General features: G+C 72.0%; 14 protein-coding genes. 3 read left to right on the top strand and 11 right to left on the bottom strand.

All coding sequences use genetic code 11. The features are described 5' to 3' along the window. Window positions 1-50: 50 nt before the first annotated feature. The 8 genes from trmB to ACYVKX_RS20900 all read right to left on the bottom strand — a co-directional run bounded on the left by trmB (window position 51) and on the right by ACYVKX_RS20900 (window position 8,927). Window positions 51-776 carry a tRNA (guanosine(46)-N7)-methyltransferase TrmB gene (trmB, locus tag ACYVKX_RS20935; RefSeq protein WP_460835625.1) on the bottom strand — a complete coding sequence of 242 codons (726 nt, stop codon included), beginning with the start codon at window positions 774-776 and terminating at the stop codon, window positions 51-53. Window positions 777-1,070: 294 nt separating this feature from the next. Beyond that, window positions 1,071-2,264, bottom strand: coding sequence for an elongation factor Tu (gene tuf, locus ACYVKX_RS20930; protein WP_460835624.1), 1,194 nt, complete (start codon window positions 2,262-2,264; stop codon window positions 1,071-1,073). Between the two features lie 71 nt (window positions 2,265-2,335). Beyond that, a complete protein-coding gene (fusA, locus tag ACYVKX_RS20925; RefSeq protein WP_460835644.1) occupies window positions 2,336-4,396 on the bottom strand; it encodes an elongation factor G in 2,061 nt (686 codons plus the stop codon). A gap of 122 nt (window positions 4,397-4,518) precedes the next feature. After that, window positions 4,519-4,989 (bottom strand): 30S ribosomal protein S7, encoded by a 471-nt coding sequence (gene rpsG, locus ACYVKX_RS20920; protein WP_028636427.1) that lies wholly within the window; start codon window positions 4,987-4,989, stop codon window positions 4,519-4,521. Between the two features lies 1 nt (window position 4,990). Further along, the gene (gene rpsL, locus ACYVKX_RS20915) at window positions 4,991-5,365 is read right to left on the bottom strand and encodes a 30S ribosomal protein S12 (protein ID WP_028636428.1); all 375 of its coding nucleotides are present in this window, start codon (window positions 5,363-5,365) and stop codon (window positions 4,991-4,993) included. A gap of 135 nt (window positions 5,366-5,500) precedes the next feature. Continuing rightward, window positions 5,501-6,877, bottom strand: coding sequence for an MFS transporter (locus ACYVKX_RS20910; protein WP_460835643.1), 1,377 nt, complete (start codon window positions 6,875-6,877; stop codon window positions 5,501-5,503). A 41-nt stretch (window positions 6,878-6,918) separates the two neighbouring features. Continuing rightward, entirely contained in the window at window positions 6,919-7,371 is a 453-nt protein-coding gene (locus tag ACYVKX_RS20905) for a MarR family transcriptional regulator (RefSeq protein WP_460835623.1), read from the bottom strand. A 104-nt stretch (window positions 7,372-7,475) separates the two neighbouring features. Continuing rightward, the gene (locus ACYVKX_RS20900) at window positions 7,476-8,927 is read right to left on the bottom strand and encodes an NCS2 family permease (RefSeq protein WP_460835622.1); all 1,452 of its coding nucleotides are present in this window, start codon (window positions 8,925-8,927) and stop codon (window positions 7,476-7,478) included. A gap of 35 nt (window positions 8,928-8,962) precedes the next feature. Here ACYVKX_RS20900 and ACYVKX_RS20895 point away from each other — a divergent pair, with 35 nt between their 5' ends. Continuing rightward, a complete protein-coding gene (locus tag ACYVKX_RS20895; RefSeq protein WP_460835621.1) occupies window positions 8,963-9,256 on the top strand; it encodes a DUF2530 domain-containing protein in 294 nt (97 codons plus the stop codon). Here the strand turns inward: ACYVKX_RS20895 and ACYVKX_RS20890 are convergent. Then, window positions 9,253-10,029: a DUF3027 domain-containing protein gene (locus ACYVKX_RS20890; RefSeq protein WP_460835620.1), complete on the bottom strand. Its 777-nt coding sequence runs from the start codon at window positions 10,027-10,029 to the stop codon at window positions 9,253-9,255. The genes ACYVKX_RS20895 and ACYVKX_RS20890 overlap by 4 nt on opposite strands. 69 nt (window positions 10,030-10,098) lie before the next feature. On the opposite strand from ACYVKX_RS20890, the gene ACYVKX_RS20885 reads away from it, so the two are divergent. Further along, complete coding sequence (locus ACYVKX_RS20885; RefSeq protein WP_460835619.1) at window positions 10,099-11,454, top strand: MFS transporter; 1,356 nt, start codon at window positions 10,099-10,101, stop codon at window positions 11,452-11,454. A 1-nt stretch (window position 11,455) separates the two neighbouring features. Here the strand turns inward: ACYVKX_RS20885 and ACYVKX_RS20880 are convergent, their stop codons facing one another. Both ACYVKX_RS20880 and larE read right to left on the bottom strand, forming a co-directional pair. After that, window positions 11,456-11,851 carry a cold-shock protein gene (locus ACYVKX_RS20880; protein WP_460835618.1) on the bottom strand — a complete coding sequence of 132 codons (396 nt, stop codon included), beginning with the start codon at window positions 11,849-11,851 and terminating at the stop codon, window positions 11,456-11,458. A 58-nt stretch (window positions 11,852-11,909) separates the two neighbouring features. Beyond that, window positions 11,910-13,328, bottom strand: a complete 1,419-nt coding sequence (gene larE, locus ACYVKX_RS20875; RefSeq protein ID WP_460835617.1) for an ATP-dependent sacrificial sulfur transferase LarE — start codon at window positions 13,326-13,328, stop codon at window positions 11,910-11,912. 88 nt (window positions 13,329-13,416) lie between these two features. Between larE and ACYVKX_RS20870 the strand changes: the two genes are divergently transcribed. Further along, the gene (locus ACYVKX_RS20870; protein WP_460835616.1) at window positions 13,417-15,492 is read left to right on the top strand and encodes a S8 family serine peptidase; all 2,076 of its coding nucleotides are present in this window, start codon (window positions 13,417-13,419) and stop codon (window positions 15,490-15,492) included. Window positions 15,493-15,495 lie beyond the last annotated feature (3 nt).

Here is a 15,495-nt window from a genome sequence, read left to right as displayed (position 1 = left end):
GAGCGCTCCCAGATTGGCGCGGCCCGCGCCGCGACTCGTGGTCCGGCGTCCTACCGCCGCACGTAGGCGAGGTCGGCGATCTCCCGGCCGGCGGCCAGGCCCTTGCGCTCGAACCTGGTCACCGGGCGCTCGGCCCAGCGCCCGGTGACGCCGCCCGCGAGCAGCGGCTCGGCGCCGAGGACCTCGACCATCTGCTCGGCGTAGTCGGCCCAGTCGGTCGCCAGCCGCCACTCGGCGCCGGGCGCGAGCCGGGTCGCGGCGAGGTGGGCGAAGTCAGGGCTCACGAGCCGGCGCTTGTGGTGCCTCTTCTTGTGCCACGGGTCGGGGAAGAACGTCCACAGCCCGGCCAGGCTGCCCGGCTCCACGAGGTGCTCCATCGACCAGACCGCGTCGACGCTGAGCAGCCGCACGTTGGTCAGCCCCGCCTCCCCGATCCGGCCGAGGGTGTCGGCGACACCGGGCCGCCACACCTCGAACGCGACCACGTCGTGGTCGGGCCGCGCGGCCGCGAGTGCGACCGTCGACTCGCCGACTCCCGAGCCGATCTCGACGATCAGCGGCGCCGTACGCCCGAACATGCCGGCCAGCGCGAAGCCGGGCTCGTCGACCGCCTCGTCGGGCAGCCACCACTGTTCGGCGTACGCCTCCCACGCCGCGGCCTGCCGCGGCGTGAATCGGCTGCCGCGCCGGGAGTAGGTCAGCACCTCCCGCATCCGCCGGCCGTCCTCGGTCAGCCTGTGGTGCGGTCGTGCCGCTCGCACCCGATCCTCGGCCATGTGCCCCATCCTCACAGCCACATCCTCACAGCCACATCCTCACCCCGGCGCTGGTCGGACGCCGACTCGGCGCAACTTGCCCGCGTAGAAGGCGCGAGTCGGCGCAACTTGCCCGCCTTCTCCCCAGGATGCGGGCAAGACGCGCCGACTCGACGCCGCCGTCTCGCTTCGCTCGCCGGCTCGCGCGTCAGGTCGCCGACTCGGCTCGCAAGCACGCAGGATGCCTGATCCACGGCGGAGGGCCTCGCCAGCCGCTTGCGCGGCCGACGAGGCCCTCCACTGTGGATCAGGCGATCACTTCGTGATCTTGGTGACCCGGCCGGCGCCGACGGTGCGGCCGCCCTCGCGGATCGCGAAGCGCAGGCCCTCGTCCATGGCGATCGGCTGGATGAGCTCGACCGACATCTCGGTGTTGTCGCCCGGCATGACCATCTCGGTGCCCTCGGGCAGGGTCACGACGCCGGTCACGTCCGTGGTCCGGAAGTAGAACTGCGGACGGTAGTTGTTGAAGAACGGCGTGTGCCGGCCGCCCTCCTCCTTCGAGAGGATGTAGACCGAGGCCTCGAAGTTGGTGTGCGGGGTCGTGGTGCCCGGCTTGATGACGACCATGCCGCGCTCGACGTCCTCGCGCTTGGTGCCGCGGAGCAGCAGACCGACGTTCTCACCGGCCTGGCCCTCGTCGAGGAGCTTGCGGAACATCTCGACACCGGTGACGGTGGACTTCTGCGAGCCCTCGCGGATGCCGACGATCTCGACGTCCTCGCCGACCTTGACGATGCCGCGCTCGATGCGACCGGTGATCACGGTGCCACGACCGGTGATCGTGAAGACGTCCTCGACCGGCATGAGGAACGGCTTGTCAGTCTCGCGCTCGGGGGTCGGGATGGCCTCGTCGACCGCGTTCATCAGCTCGAGGATCGACTCGCCCCACTTGGCGTCGCCCTGCAGCGCCGGGAAGGCGGCCACGCGGACGACGGGGATGTCGTCGCCCGGGAACTCGTACTCGGAGAGGAGCTCGCGCACCTCCATCTCGACGAGCTCGATGAGCTCCTCGTCGTCGACCATGTCGCACTTGTTGAGCGCCACGACCAGGGCCGGCACGCCGACCTGGCGGGCGAGCAGCACGTGCTCGCGGGTCTGCGGCATCGGGCCGTCGGTGGCGGCGACCACGAGGATCGCGCCGTCCATCTGCGCCGCGCCGGTGATCATGTTCTTGATGTAGTCGGCGTGACCCGGGCAGTCGACGTGCGCGTAGTGGCGCGACTCGGTCTGGTACTCGACGTGCGCGATCGAGATCGTGATGCCGCGCTGGCGCTCCTCGGGAGCCTTGTCGATCTGGTCGAACGCCGAAGCCTCGTTGAGGTCCGGGTGCTTGTCGTGCAGGACCTTGGTGATCGCGGCAGTCAGGGTCGTCTTGCCGTGGTCGATGTGACCGATCGTGCCGATGTTGACGTGCGGCTTGGTCCGCTCGAACTTCGCCTTAGCCACGGTGGGCTCCTCCTGGTTGATGTGTTACTTGACTCGTACTTGCTGGTGGTACTGCCGAGGGTCCGGGCGGATTACTCGCCGCGCACCTTCTTGATGATCTCGTCGGCGATGTTCGTGGGAACCTCGGCGTACGAGTCGAACTCCATCGAGTACGAAGCCTGGCCCGAGGTCTTGGACCTCAGGTCGCCAACGTACCCGAACATCTCGGACAGCGGCACGAGGGCGTTGATGACCATGTCACCGTGCCGCTCCTCCTGTGCCTGGATCTGGCCGCGCCGGCTGTTGATGTCGCCGATGACCGTCCCGAGGAAGCTCTCGGGGGTGGTCACCTCGACGGCGAACATCGGCTCCAGCAGCACCGGCTTGGCCTGGCGGGCGGCCTCCTTGAATGCCTGGTTGCCGGCGATCTTGAACGCGAGCTCGGAGGAGTCGACGTCGTGGTAGGCGCCGTCCTCGAGGGTGAACTTCACGTCCACCATCGGGTAGCCGGCGAGGACGCCGAACTCCATGGCCTCCTGGCCGCCCTGGTCGACCGACGGGATGTACTCGCGCGGCACACGGCCGCCGGTCACGTTGTTCACGAACTCATAGCCCGCACCGGTGCCCGTCTCGGGGTCGACGTTGGGGCCGAGCGTGACGACGACCTTCGCGAACTGACCCGAGCCACCGGTCTGCTTCTTGTGCGTGTAGCTGTGGTTCGCGACCTCCTTGCGGAGGGTCTCGCGGTAGGCGACCTGCGGCTTGCCGACGGTGGCCTCGACGCGGAACTCCCGCTTCATCCGGTCGACGAGGATCTCCAGGTGGAGCTCGCCCATGCCGGCGATGATCGTCTGGCCGGTCTCCTCGTCGGACTTGACCGTGAAGGTCGGGTCCTCGTCGGAGAGACGCTGGATCGCCGTGCCGAGCTTCTCCTGGTCGCCCTTGGTCTTGGGCTCGATCGCGACCTCGATCACCGGGGCCGGGAACGTCATCGACTCGAGGACGACCTGGTTGTTCGGGTCGCACAGGGTGTGCCCGGTCTTGGTGTCCTTCAGGCCCATCACGGCGACGATCTGGCCGGCGCCGACCGACGCGATCTCCTCACGCTTGTTCGCGTGCATCTGGTAGACCTTGCCGATCCGCTCCTTCCTGCCGTTGACCGAGTTGACCACGGTCGAGCCGGCCTCCAGCTTGCCGGAGTAGACGCGGACGTAGATCAGCTTGCCGAGGTGCGGGTCCGAGGCGATCTTGTAAGCCAGGCCCGAGAAGGGCTCGCTGTCCGACGGCTTGCGGGAGATCGTGGTCTCCTCGTCGTTCGGCTTGTGGCCGATGATCGCGTCGATGTCGAGCGGCGACGGCAGGAACTTCACGACCGCGTCGAGCAGGGGCTGCACGCCCTTGTTCTTGAACGCGGTGCCGCACAGGACCGGGTTGAGCTTGTCGGCCAGGGTCGCGCGACGGATCGCGGCCTCGAGCTCCTCGACGGTGAACTCCTCGCCCTCGAGGTACTTCTCCATGACGTCGTCGTCGGCCTCGGAGAGGGTCTCGAGCAGCTTCTCGCGGTACTCGGCGGCCTGCTCGGCCAGCTCCGCGGGGATCTCCTCGACCTCGTAGTCCTCGCCCATCTTGGTCTCGCCGCGCCAGGTGAGCGCGCGCATGCCGACCAGGTCGACGACGCCGAGGAAGTCGGACTCGGCGCCGATCGGGAGCTGGAGGACCAGCGGGGTGGAGTTGAGGCGCTCGACCATCATGTCGACGCAGCGGAAGAAGTCCGCGCCGGTGCGGTCGAGCTTGTTGACGAAGCACATGCGGGGTACGGCGTACTTGTTGGCCTGGCGCCAGACCGTCATCGTCTGCGGCTCCACGCCGGCCACGCCGTCGAAGACGGCGACGGCGCCGTCGAGGACGCGCAGCGAGCGCTCGACCTCGGCGGTGAAGTCGACGTGACCGGGGGTGTCGATGATGTTGATCTGGTGGTCCTTCCACCAGCAGGTCGTCGCGGCGGACGTGATCGTGATGCCGCGCTCCTGCTCCTGCTCCATCCAGTCCATCGTGGCCGCGCCCTCGTGGACCTCACCGATCTTGTAGGTGATGCCGGTGTAGAACAGGATGCGCTCGGTGGTGGTGGTCTTGCCGGCGTCGATGTGCGCCATGATGCCGATGTTGCGGACCTTGTTGAGGTCCGTGGTGATGTCGACAGCCACTGTCTGTGCGTTCCTTAGAAAGTAGGAAGGGTGCCGGTGGGCGGGAGCGACGTACGCCGCTCCCGCGCGGATCACCAGCGGTAGTGCGCGAATGCCTTGTTGGACTCGGCCATCTTGTGGGTGTCCTCGCGCTTCTTCACCGCGGCGCCGAGGCCGTTGGAGGCGTCGAGGATCTCGTTCATCAGGCGCTCGTGCATGGTCTTCTCGCGGCGGTCGGCGGCGTACCCGACGAGCCAGCGCAGCGCGAGCGTGGTGCCGCGCGTGCCCTTGACCTCGATCGGCACCTGGTAGGTCGCGCCGCCGACGCGGCGGGACTTGACCTCGATGGCCGGCTTGACGTTGTCGAGCGCGCGCTTGAGCGTCACGACCGGGTCGGTGCCGGTCTTCTCGCGGCAGCCCTCGAGGGCGGTGTAGACGATGCGCTGCGCGACCTGCTTCTTGCCGTCCTGCAGCACCTTGGAGACGAGCTGGGTGACCAACTGCGACCCGTAGACCGGGTCGACGTCGATCGGCCGCTTGGGAGCGGGGCCCTTGCGCGGCATGTCAGCTCTTCTCCTTCTTGGCGCCGTAGCGGCTGCGCGCCTGCTTGCGGTTCTTCACGCCCTGGGTGTCGAGCGTGCCGCGGATGATCTTGTAGCGGACGCCGGGGAGGTCCTTCACCCGGCCGCCGCGGACGAGCACGATCGAGTGCTCCTGGAGGTTGTGACCGACACCCGGGATGTAGGCGGTGACCTCGACGCCGCTGGACAGGCGCACGCGGGCGACCTTGCGCAGGGCGGAGTTCGGCTTCTTCGGGGTGGTCGTGTAGACGCGGGTGCAGACGCCTCGGCGCTGCGGCGACCCCTTCAGGGCAGGCGTCTTGTTCTTCGACACCTTGTCCTGGCGGCCCTTGCGGACCAGCTGGTTGATGGTGGGCACCGGGTGGTTCCCCTTCTTCTCCACTCTCAGTCCGGGCACTCTGCCCGCACGGTGTTGTGCTCTGTGTCCGGGTGGTGCGATCCCAACCCGTGCTGCCCAACCCCCGAGGTCGGGCGTGTCGCCCGGCCCCTACGATCAGCGGGAACTCGCGGTCTCGCCTGTGGGGGTCTGCGAGCCGGAGCCGGGAGCCTCTGCCTCCGACTGGTTCCGGGCACGCGCAACGGTCCGGTTGTCCCGGACACGAGGGAAGAGACTACCCGCGGGCTCAACCTCGTGCAAAACGCTGCGGGCACCCCCGCGGAGGCGTGCGTAGACGGCGAGGGCCAGGAGTACGCCGCCGATGGTCAGCACGCCGCCGATGACCAGGCTCCAGCGGGCGCCGAGGTGGGTGCCGATCCAGCCGATGATCGGCGAGCCGAGCGGCGTACCGCCCATCACGATGGTCATGTAGAGGGCCATCACCCGGCCCCGGAGCAGGGGGTCGGACTCCAGCTGCAGGGTCGCGTTGGCGGAGTTGAGCAGGGTCAGCGTGCAGAAGCCGATCACCGGCGCGAACAGCGCGAAGGCGACGTACGTCGGCAGGAACCCGGCCACGATCTCGGCCACGCCGAAGCCCAGCGCGGCGCCGACCAGCAGGCGCATCCGGATGCGGATCCGGCGCGCCGCCATCAGAGCGCCGGCGAGCGAGCCGACCGCCATCGCCGAGCCGAGGATGCCGAACTCGCCGGCGCCCTTGCCGAAGACCTCGGTGGCCATCAGCGCGGAGGTGATCTGGAAGTTCATCCCGAAGGTGCCCGCGAAGAACACCATGATCAGGATCATCACCATCTTCGGCTGGCTGCGGACGTAGCGGACGCCCTCGGCGAGCATGCCGGGCGTGCGCGGGCGGGCGTCCGGGGTGTTGAGGAGGGCGGTGTCCATCCGCTCGAGCTGGGCGATCACCGCCGCGTAGGAGACGGCGTTGATCAGGATCACCCAGCCGGTCGCCTCCGCACCTCCGCCGAGCGCGCCGATCATCAGGCCGGCGAGCGCCGGGCCGAGGATGCGCGCGGCGTTGAAACTGGCGGAGTTGAGGCCGACCGCGTTGGTCAGGTCGTCCTGGCCGACCATCTCGGAGACGAACGACTGGCGGGCGGGGGCGTCGAAGGCCGAGCCGATGCCGAAGAGGAACGCGATCAGGTAGACCTGCCAGGTCTGCGCCACCCCGAGGACCGCGATCAGGCCGAGCGCCAGGCTGGCGACCGCCATCGTCGCCTGCGTGACCTGGAGGAGGCGGCGCTTCGGGAACCGGTCGGCGATCACGCCGGCGTACGGGCTGAGCAGGAGGACCGGGAGGAACTGGAGCCCGGTGGTGATGCCGAGCTCGGTGCCGGAGTTGCCGGGAAGCTGGAGGACGAGCCAGTCCTGGGCCACGCGCTGCATCCAGGTGCCGGTGTTCGACACGGCACTGCCGGCCAGGTACAGCCGGTAGTTGGGATTGCGGAGGGCGCGGAACGTGGGGCTCGTGGTGATCAGTCCTTCTGGGCCGGTCTCGTCGGGTCAGTCTCGTTGGGTCAGTCTCGTTGGGCGAGGTCGTCGAGGATGGGGGCGGCCTTGCGGAGGATCGCGCGCTGCTCGGGCGTCAGCTCCCTCAGACGCTGGTGGAGCCAGGCGTCGCGGCGGTCGCGGTCGGCCAGCACGCGGGCGCGGCCCTGGTCGGAGAGCTCGACGACGACCTGGCGCCCGTCGGTCTCGTGCGGGCGGCGTACGACGTCGCCGCTCTGCTCGAGGCAGTTGACGGCCCGCGTCATCGACGGCGGCTGCACCCGCTCGGCGGCGGCGAGGTCGCCGACGGTCAGCGCGCCGCCGTGGCGGTAGAGGCAGCCGAGCACCGCCATCTGGTTGAGGCTCAGCTCGTTGTCGGGGTGGCCCTCGTTGGCCAGCCGCCGGCGCAGGCGCATGACGCTCAGCCGGAGCTCGGCCGCGAGCCCGGCGTCCGTCCTGACGACCCTCTGCATGGTGGGCATATCGTTAGCATAACTCATTAGCCATGCTAACTATTCCAGCCGCCGAAAATGCCGAGTCGGCGCAGTCTCAGCTGAGACCGCGCCGACTCGGCATCGAGGTGGGCTCAGGTGAGCCGGCTGGTGATCGGGTCGATGAAGAAGTAGACGACGAAGAGCGCGGCGACGACCCACATCAGCGGGTGGATGGCGGCGAGCTTGCCCCGGACCAGCTTGAGGAACACGTAGGCGAGGAAGCCGGCGCCGATGCCGACGGTGATCGAGTAGGTGAACGGCATCAGCACGATCGTGAGGAACGCCGGGATGGCGATCTCCAGGTCGTCCCAGTCGATGCCCTTGACCTGCTGCATCATCAGGAAGCCGACGAGGACCAGCGCCGGGACCGCGGCCTCGGAGGGGATGACCGCGACCAGCGGCGCGAGGAAGATCGACAGCAGGAACAGCACGCCGGTGACGACCGAGGCGAGGCCGGTGCGGGCGCCCTCGCCGACGCCGGAGGCGGACTCGATGTAGGAGGTGTTCGAGGAGACGCCGGCGGCGCCGCCGGCCGCGGCGGCGATCGAGTCCACGACCAGGATCCGCTGGGTGTTCGGCGGGGTGCCGTCCTCCCGGAGCAGGCCAGCCTCCGCGCCGATCGCGGTCATCGTGCCCATGGTGTCGAAGAAGTCGGCCAGCAGCAGCGTGAACACGAACAGCAGCGCGGTGACGACGCCGGCGTTCTCGAAGGAGCCGAGCAGGCTGAACTCGCCGAGGGTGCCGAAGTCGGGCGTGTCGAAGACCTGGTCCGGCCACCGCGGGGTGCCGACGCTCCAGGCCTGGTCGCTGACCGCCTCGACGATGATCGCGAGGACCGTGGTCGCGACGATCGAGATCAGGATCGCGCCCCGCACCCGGCGTACCCACAGGGCGATGACGAGCAGCAGGCCGACCGCGAAGACCAGCACCGGCCACCCGGAGAGCTGCCCGGCGGCGCCGAGCTGGACCGGGACGGTCGTGTTGGCGGCGTCCGGGATGCGGGTCACGAAGCCGGCGTCGACGAAGCCGATCAGCGCGATGAACAGGCCGATGCCGACCGAGATCGCGACCTTGAGCTGCGCCGGTACGGCGTGGAAGACCGCCTCGCGGAACCCGGTCAGCACGAGGACCAGGATGACCAGGCCCTCGATGACGACCAGGCCCATCGCGTCGGCCCAGGTCATCTGGCTGGCGATCGAGAACGCGACGAACGCGTTGAGGCCCAGGCCGGTCGCGAGCGCGAGCGGGTAGTTGGCCACGACGCCCATGAGGATCGTCATGACGCCGGCGACGAGCGACGTGCCGGCGGCGATGATCGCCAGGTTGGAGCCGTCGCCGGTGCCGCCGCCGAGGAAGTTGCCGTCGACGTCGGCGGCGTAGCCGAGGATGAGCGGGTTCAGCACGATGATGTAGGCCATCGTGAAGAAGGTGACGAGCCCGCCGCGGACCTCACGGCCGACGGTGGAGCCCCGCTGGGTGATCTTGAAGAACCGGTCGAGGACGCCGTTCGCGCCGGAGATCTGAGTGCTCACGGGGTGCAGCATCCCAGACCCGCGGACCTGTCGACTAGCGTGTCTGCGTGGAGTTCGACGAGGACCAGCCGCTCACGCACGAGATCGGCAAGCGGACGTTCTTCGTCGCGGACGTCGAGCCACTCGACGTGGACGGCGTGCGCAGCGTCGAGGTCGGTACGGCGGTCTGGCTGGTCGGCTTCGTCGCCCTGCTGCCGTTCTACGGACGGCTCCAGGACTCCGGCAACGAATGGTGGCTCTGGACCTGCCTGGCCGGGTTCGGGCTGGGGCTCTTCGGGCTGGAGCACTGCCGGCGGCGGCGCAAGGCGCGCGCCGAGGGACGCGCGGTCCCGGAGCTCTAGAAGAGCTCGATCTCGTCCGGCGTGACGGTGTCGATCACGGGCAGCGGGAGGGGCTGCGGCTCGTGCCTCTTGGCGAGCCGGACCTCCGAGTGCGCGCCGCAGCCGTGGTCGAGGGAGACCACGCGGCCGTCGTCGTTGGCGTCGCCGTTGGCGCAGACGCCGAACAGCTCCGAGAGCGGCCCGTTGACGCGGAGCAGGAAGCCGCAGGTGGTGCAGGCGTCCGGGGCGGAGCGCGCCAGCGGCGAGTCCGGGCCGGCGTCGCCGTCGTACCACCGCTGCGCGGCCAGCTCGCGGCCCTCCGGCGAGAGCGTGCGGACCCGGCCGAGGCCGAGGTCCTTGGAGACGGCGCGGATCTGCGCCTTGGCGTCGGCGTCGAGCGGGTCGTCGCCGAAGGAGTACGTCGGGACCAGCCGCGGGTCGTCGTCGGACACCGGGAGCAGGTCGCCCGGGGACAGGTCGCCCGGCTTGATCCGCTCGCGGTAGGGCACCCAGGCGGGGGCGACGATCGCCTCGTCGCCCGGGATCAGCACGATCTCGTCGACGGAGACGACCTTCTGGCGGGGCGCGCGGGCGACCGTGACCGACCAGCGCCAGCCGACGTACCCGGCGCGCGTGCACGCGAACAGGTGGGTGACGACGCGCTCCCCCTCGACCACGTGGCCGAGGCGCTCGCCGACGTCCGCGGCGGCGACGTCCTCGAGCAGCGCGGCGCGCGCGACGTCGGCCGCCGCCACGCAGGCAGGGTCGGTCTTCGGGCGAGCGGTCGTGATCACCACCGAATCATGGCCCACCGCGACCCCCGGTGTCAGGTCGGGTGGGGGCCGACCGGGCAGGATGGGGCCATGTCCGACCCCACCGACCCCGCGACCGCGCCCAGCGGCTCCAGGGTCGCGAAGGGGTTCGGCGCCACCGCGCGGGCGACCCGGCGGGCCGGCAGCTTCACCGTGCGGACCGCGAAGCGGGCGGCCGAGGCGCAGGGTGCCGGCGAGTCCGGCCTGTCCCGGCTGATCCACATGCACTTCTTCAACACCGCCGGCGACGCGGCGGTCGCGATCTCGCTCGCCGGCACGCTGTTCTTCACGGTGCCCTCGGGCGAGGCGCGCGGGCAGGTGGCGCTGTTCCTCGCGCTCACCATGCTGCCGTTCGCGATCGTGGCGCCGCTGATCGGGCCGTTCCTGGACCGGTTCGCACACGGCCGCCGCTGGGCGATCGGCGCGACCATGGCGATCCGGGCGTTCCTCTGCTGGGTGCTCGCGGGGGCCGTGGTCACCGAGTCGGTGTGGCTGTTCCCGGCCGCGCTCGGCGTCCTCGTCGCGTCCAAGGCGTACGGCGTGACGCGCGCCGCCGCCGTACCCCGGCTGCTGCCGCAGGACTTCACGCTGGTGAAGGCCAACGGCCGGGTGTCGATGTCGGGCATCGTCGGCGTCGCGGTCTCGGCGCCGATCGCGGGTCTGGCCTCGCTCGCCGGCCCCGAGTGGGTGCTGCGCTACGCGTTCCTGCTCTTCGTCGCGGCCACGATCGCCGCGATCCGGCTGCCCAAGCGGGTCGACTCCAGCGAGGGCGAGGGCGACCTGCTGCTGCGCGGCGACGCCGCGAACGCCCGCTCCGGCAGCGTGCGGATCCCGCCGGCGGTGGCCTACGCGCTGCGCGCCAACTGCGCCCCGCGCTGGCTGTCGGGCTTCCTCATCATGTTCATGGCCTTCCAGCTCCGGGAGAACCCGCTCGACGGCTGGAGCACCCAGGTCCTGACCGCGCTCGTGGTCGGCGGCGCCGCGGCCGGCAACTTCCTCGGGGTCGTGGCCGCCTCGGTGCTCAAGCGGATCAGCCCGGCCGTCACCGTCTCGGCGGTGCTCGTCGTCGACGTCGCGGTCGTCGTCTTCGGGTTCCTGCTCTACGGCGTGGTCGCGCTCGCGCTGCTCGGCCTCGTCGCCGGCCTCGGGCAGGCGCTGGCGAAGTTCTCGCTCGACGCGACCATCCAGCGCGACGTACCCCACCGCGTGCAGGCGAGCGCGTTCGCGCGCAGCGACACCACCCTCCAGCTGGCGTGGGTGATCGGCGGCTTCGTCGGCATCGCGATGCCGATCGACCCGCCCCGGCTCGGCCTCGGCGTCGCGCTCGCGGTGCTCGCGGCGTGGGGCGTCTTCGTCCTGACCCGGCGACCGCGCCGGATGAAGCGCCAGGTGCCCACGGGGAACTGAGTCAGAGCTCCAGCTCGTCGGCGAGCGCGCGGAGCAGCTTGGCCGTCGGCCGCGCGGTCTTCGGGTCGGGGTGCCGGCCGTGGCGGTACGCCTCGCCGACGCCGTCGAGCAGGCGGATCAGGTCCTCGACGATCGTGGCCATCTCGTCCGGCTTCTTGCGGCGCTGGTCGCGCTGGCCGCGCGAGACCGACGCCGGCCGGTCGAGGATCCGCACCTGGAGCGCCTGGTCGCCGCGGCGGCCCTGGGCGATGCCGAACTCGACCCGGGTGCCCGGCTTGAGCGACGTCGTCCCGTCCGGGAGCGCGTCGGCGTGCACGTAGACGTCGGGCCCGTCCTCCTGGGAGAGGAAGCCGAAACCCTTGTCGGCGTCGAACCACTTCACCTTGCCAGTGGGCACGGTCTGTCCTCTTCCTGCGCTCTGCCGTCGAAACGGGGGGTTGCTGCAAGCGATGAGTCTAGAGCGCCTCGTTCATCGAGCCCGAACGGAATCCGCGGGGATCGACCGCGGCCGCCTCGAAGCCCGCGTCGCGTACGCCGGCCAGCAGCATCGCCTCCACCTCCGGGTCGAGCGGCAGCAACCCGCCGTCCATCTCGACCGAGGCCCGGTCGCCGAGGTCGCGGACCCGGAGGTTCACCAGGCCGGCGCCGGCCAGGGACGCCCGCACCGCGGCCTCCGCCCGCTCGACCCGGCCCAGCCGGAAAGGGGTCACCTCGACGCCGTACGCGACCCGGGAGGACAGGCAGGCGGCGGCCGGCTTGTCCCAGGTGGGCAGGCCCCAGCGCCGGGAGGCCGCCCTGATCTGGGCCTTGGTGAGGCCGGCGTCGCGCAGGGGCGCGATCGCGCCGCGCTCGTCCGCGGCGCGGATGCCGGGCCGGAAGCCGGCGACCGCGTCGTCGGCGTTGGTGCCGGTCGCGACGTGCGCGAGGCCACGCTCGGCGGCCAGCGGCGCGAGCACCTCGATCAGCTCGGCCTTGCAGAAGTAGCAGCGGTCGGCGCCGTTGGCGCGGTAGCCCTCGCGGTCCATCTCGCGGGTCTCCGGCGTCAGCACCGGGACGCCGAGCGACGCCGCGAAGTCGCGGGCCGGGTCGCGCTCGGCCTGCGGCAGCGAGTGGGAGTAGCCGGTCGCGGCGGCCACCCGCTCCGGCCCGAGCGCGCGGACCGCCGCCGCCAGCAGGAAGGCGCTGTCGGCTCCCCCGCTGTAGGCGACCAGCACCGACCCGCGATCGCGCAGGTCGGCGGCGAGCGCGTCGAGCCGGAGGTCGAGCAGGTGCTCGTCGAGCCAGGCCGGGAACTCCTCGAGGCCGTCGAGGACCACGTGGGTGCCCGCCGCGAGCAGCTCCTCACGGGTGCAGCCGCCGGTCAGCACCGAGACGCTCAGCGCCCCGGCGGCGAGCGCGCCCTCGACGTCGTGGACGTGGTCGCCGACGTAGACGGCGGCGCCCTCGCGCCGCAGCACGTCGGCCTTGCCGACGCCCCACACCCAGCCCTCGAGGTGGTCGACGTCGAAGGCGAGGTGGTCGAGGTGGAGCCGCGCGTTCGCGGGGTACTTGCCGGTGACGACCACGACGCGGCCCGCGTGGCGGCGTACGGCGGCGATCGCCTCGTGCGCGCCGGCCAGCGCGGGCGTCCCGATGACGGCATGGTCGGGGTAGAGCGCGCGGAACCGGTCGCCCGCGGGCCCGATCGCGTCGGGCTCCAGGTAGGGCTCGAGGAGGAGGTCGAGCGGCGGCCCGAGCCGCGCCGTCAGCTCCTCGACCGGGAGCTCCACGCCGAGCTCGGCGCCCAGCACGCGCAGCACGTCGGCGAAGCCGGGCGCGGTGTCGATCAGCGTCATGTCGAGGTCGAAGCCGACGACGAGCGGGGCGGACGGCATGTGCTCAGCGTAGGGATCCGGGTGAAGGATCCCGAAACGCCTGTCACACTGGGTGGCTGACGTGACGGCAGTGTCCAAGGGGGAAAGCATGCGGGCGAGGATCGTGGCAGGTGCTGCGGCCCTGGCCGCTGCCCTCGGCACGTTCCTCCCCGTGCCCACCGCGGCGGCCGCCGGGCCCGACGACCTCTACCTGGTGACCCTCGAGGGGCCGGCCGCGACCGGGCCCCTCGGCCGGGTCGCGGCACGTGCCGAGCAGGACGCCGTGCTCGCCACCGTCGGCAGCCCCGCCCCGGTCTACCGCTGGACCACGGCCCTCAACGGCGTCGCCGTCCGGCTCGACCCGGCCGACGCCGCGGCGCTCGCCCGCAACGAGGCCGTCGCCCTGGTCGAGAGGGACACCGTGCGCCCGCTGGCCGGGCTCGCGCGGCCGGCCACCGGCGTACCGGGCCTGCCGCGGCGCACCGCCGGCGGCGCGGGCACCGTGATCGGCGTCGTCGACACCGGGATCGCGCCCGAGTCCGCGGTGTTCTCCGGCGTCGGCGACCTCGGCCGCGAGCCCGCGGACTTCGCCGGCGAGTGCGTGGCCGGCGAGGCCTGGTCGGCCGAGGACTGCTCGGAGAAGGTCGTCGGCGCGCGCTGGTTCGTCGACGGCTTCGGCGCCGACCGGATCCGCTCGGAGGAGTCGCTGTCGGCCCGCGACCGCGCCGGCCACGGCAGCCAGGTCGCCTCGATCGCCGCCGGCAACGCCGGCATCGCGGCGCGCGTCGGCGGCCGGCGGCTCGGGACCTACGCCGGGGTGGCGCCGCAGGCCCGGCTCGCGGTCTACAAGGCCTGCTGGACCGCCCCCGACCCGGCCGACGACGGCTGCTCGACCGCCGACCTCGTGAGCGCGATCGACAGCGCGACCGCCGACCGCGTGGACGTGCTCAACCTCGCCGTCGGCGGGCCGGCCGAGTTCGACACCGTCGAGCGCGCGCTGCTCGGCGCGGCCGAGAGCGGCGTCGCGGTGGTCGCCGCCGCCGGCAACGCGGCCGGGCGCACCGCCGGGCACCCGTCGCCGTGGGTCACCACGGTCGGAGCGTCCGCCGGACCGGTCCGCCGGGGCGAGGTCCGGCTGCCCGGTGGGCGGACCTTCGCCGGCGCCATGGCCGCCGCCCGTGGCGTCGAGTCCGCACGGCTGGTCCTCGCCGCCGACGTACCCGCCGCCGACGCGACCCGGCGCCGGGCCCGGGTCTGCACGCCCGGCAGCCTCGACGCCGCCCGGGTCGCCGGCCGGATCGTGCTCTGCGAGCGCGGCGCCATCGCGCGCGTCGACAAGTCCGCGGCGGTCGCCCGCGCCGACGGCGTCGGCATGGTGCTCGCGAACACCGGTCGCGGCTCGGTCGCGGCCGACTTCCACAGCGTGCCGACCGTCCACCTCGCCGTCGGCCCCGCCCGGGAGGTACGCCGGTGGGCGGCCGCGCACCCGCGGGGCCGGATCGCCCTCGTGCCCCTGGGCGCCGACCGCGCGGCGCCGAAGGTCGCCCGCTGGTCGCGTCGCGGCGACCCGGAGGGCCCGGTCGTCAAGCCCGACCTGGTCGCGACCGGCAGCGGCGTCGTGGGCGCGGTGCCCGGCGGCTGGGACCTCGCCTCCGGCACCTCGGTGGCTGCCGCGATCACCAGCGGCGCCGCCGCGCTCCTCGTCTCCCGCCACCCCGACTGGACCGAGGCAGCGGTCCGCTCGGCGCTGGCCACCACCGCCCGCCGGCTCCCCGGCGCGGCCGTGCTCGCGGCCGGCGCCGGTCGCGTCGTACCCGACCCGTCCGCCCGCGTCGGCCTCGTCTACGACGTCGCGCCCGGCGACTACCGCGCCTGGCTGTCGGCCGCGCTGCCCGGCGACCTGAACACACCCTCGGTGCTGCTCGGCGGCACCGCCGAGGTCGCCCAGCGGACGGTCACCAACGTCACCGGCCGGACGGCCACCTTCCTGCCGCGGACGACCGGCTTCGAGCGCCACGACGTCGAGGTCTCGCCGGCGTCCCTGCGGCTCGGGCCGGGCGAGAGCGGGAGGTTCACGATCACCGTCGGGCGGACGTCGGTGCCGCAGCCCGACGACGACGGGTGGGTCACCTGGCGCGGGTCGGGCGGCACGGTCACCCGGATCCCGGTGCTCATCACGCGCTGACGC

Source organism: Nocardioides hungaricus (assembly GCF_054782915.1).
This window is presented reverse-complemented; position numbering and strand designations above follow the sequence as displayed.

Bases quoted from the DNA above. Each gene is read 5' to 3' on its own strand.
- ACYVKX_RS20900 (WP_460835622.1), bottom strand. From the start codon at position 8,927: ATGCTGCACCCCGTGAGCACTCAGATCTCCGGCGCGAACGGCGTCCTC.
- ACYVKX_RS20905 (WP_460835623.1), bottom strand. From the start codon at position 7,371: ATGCCCACCATGCAGAGGGTCGTCAGGACGGACGCCGGGCTCGCGGCC.
- ACYVKX_RS20885 (WP_460835619.1), top strand. From the start codon at position 10,099: ATGTCCGACCCCACCGACCCCGCGACCGCGCCCAGCGGCTCCAGGGTC.
- fusA (WP_460835644.1), bottom strand. From the start codon at position 4,396: ATGGCGCACATCGACGCCGGCAAGACCACCACCACCGAGCGCATCCTG.
- larE (WP_460835617.1), bottom strand. From the start codon at position 13,328: ATGCCGTCCGCCCCGCTCGTCGTCGGCTTCGACCTCGACATGACGCTG.
- rpsG (WP_028636427.1), bottom strand. From the start codon at position 4,989: ATGCCGCGCAAGGGCCCCGCTCCCAAGCGGCCGATCGACGTCGACCCG.
- trmB (WP_460835625.1), bottom strand. From the start codon at position 776: ATGGCCGAGGATCGGGTGCGAGCGGCACGACCGCACCACAGGCTGACC.
- ACYVKX_RS20870 (WP_460835616.1), top strand. From the start codon at position 13,417: ATGCGGGCGAGGATCGTGGCAGGTGCTGCGGCCCTGGCCGCTGCCCTC.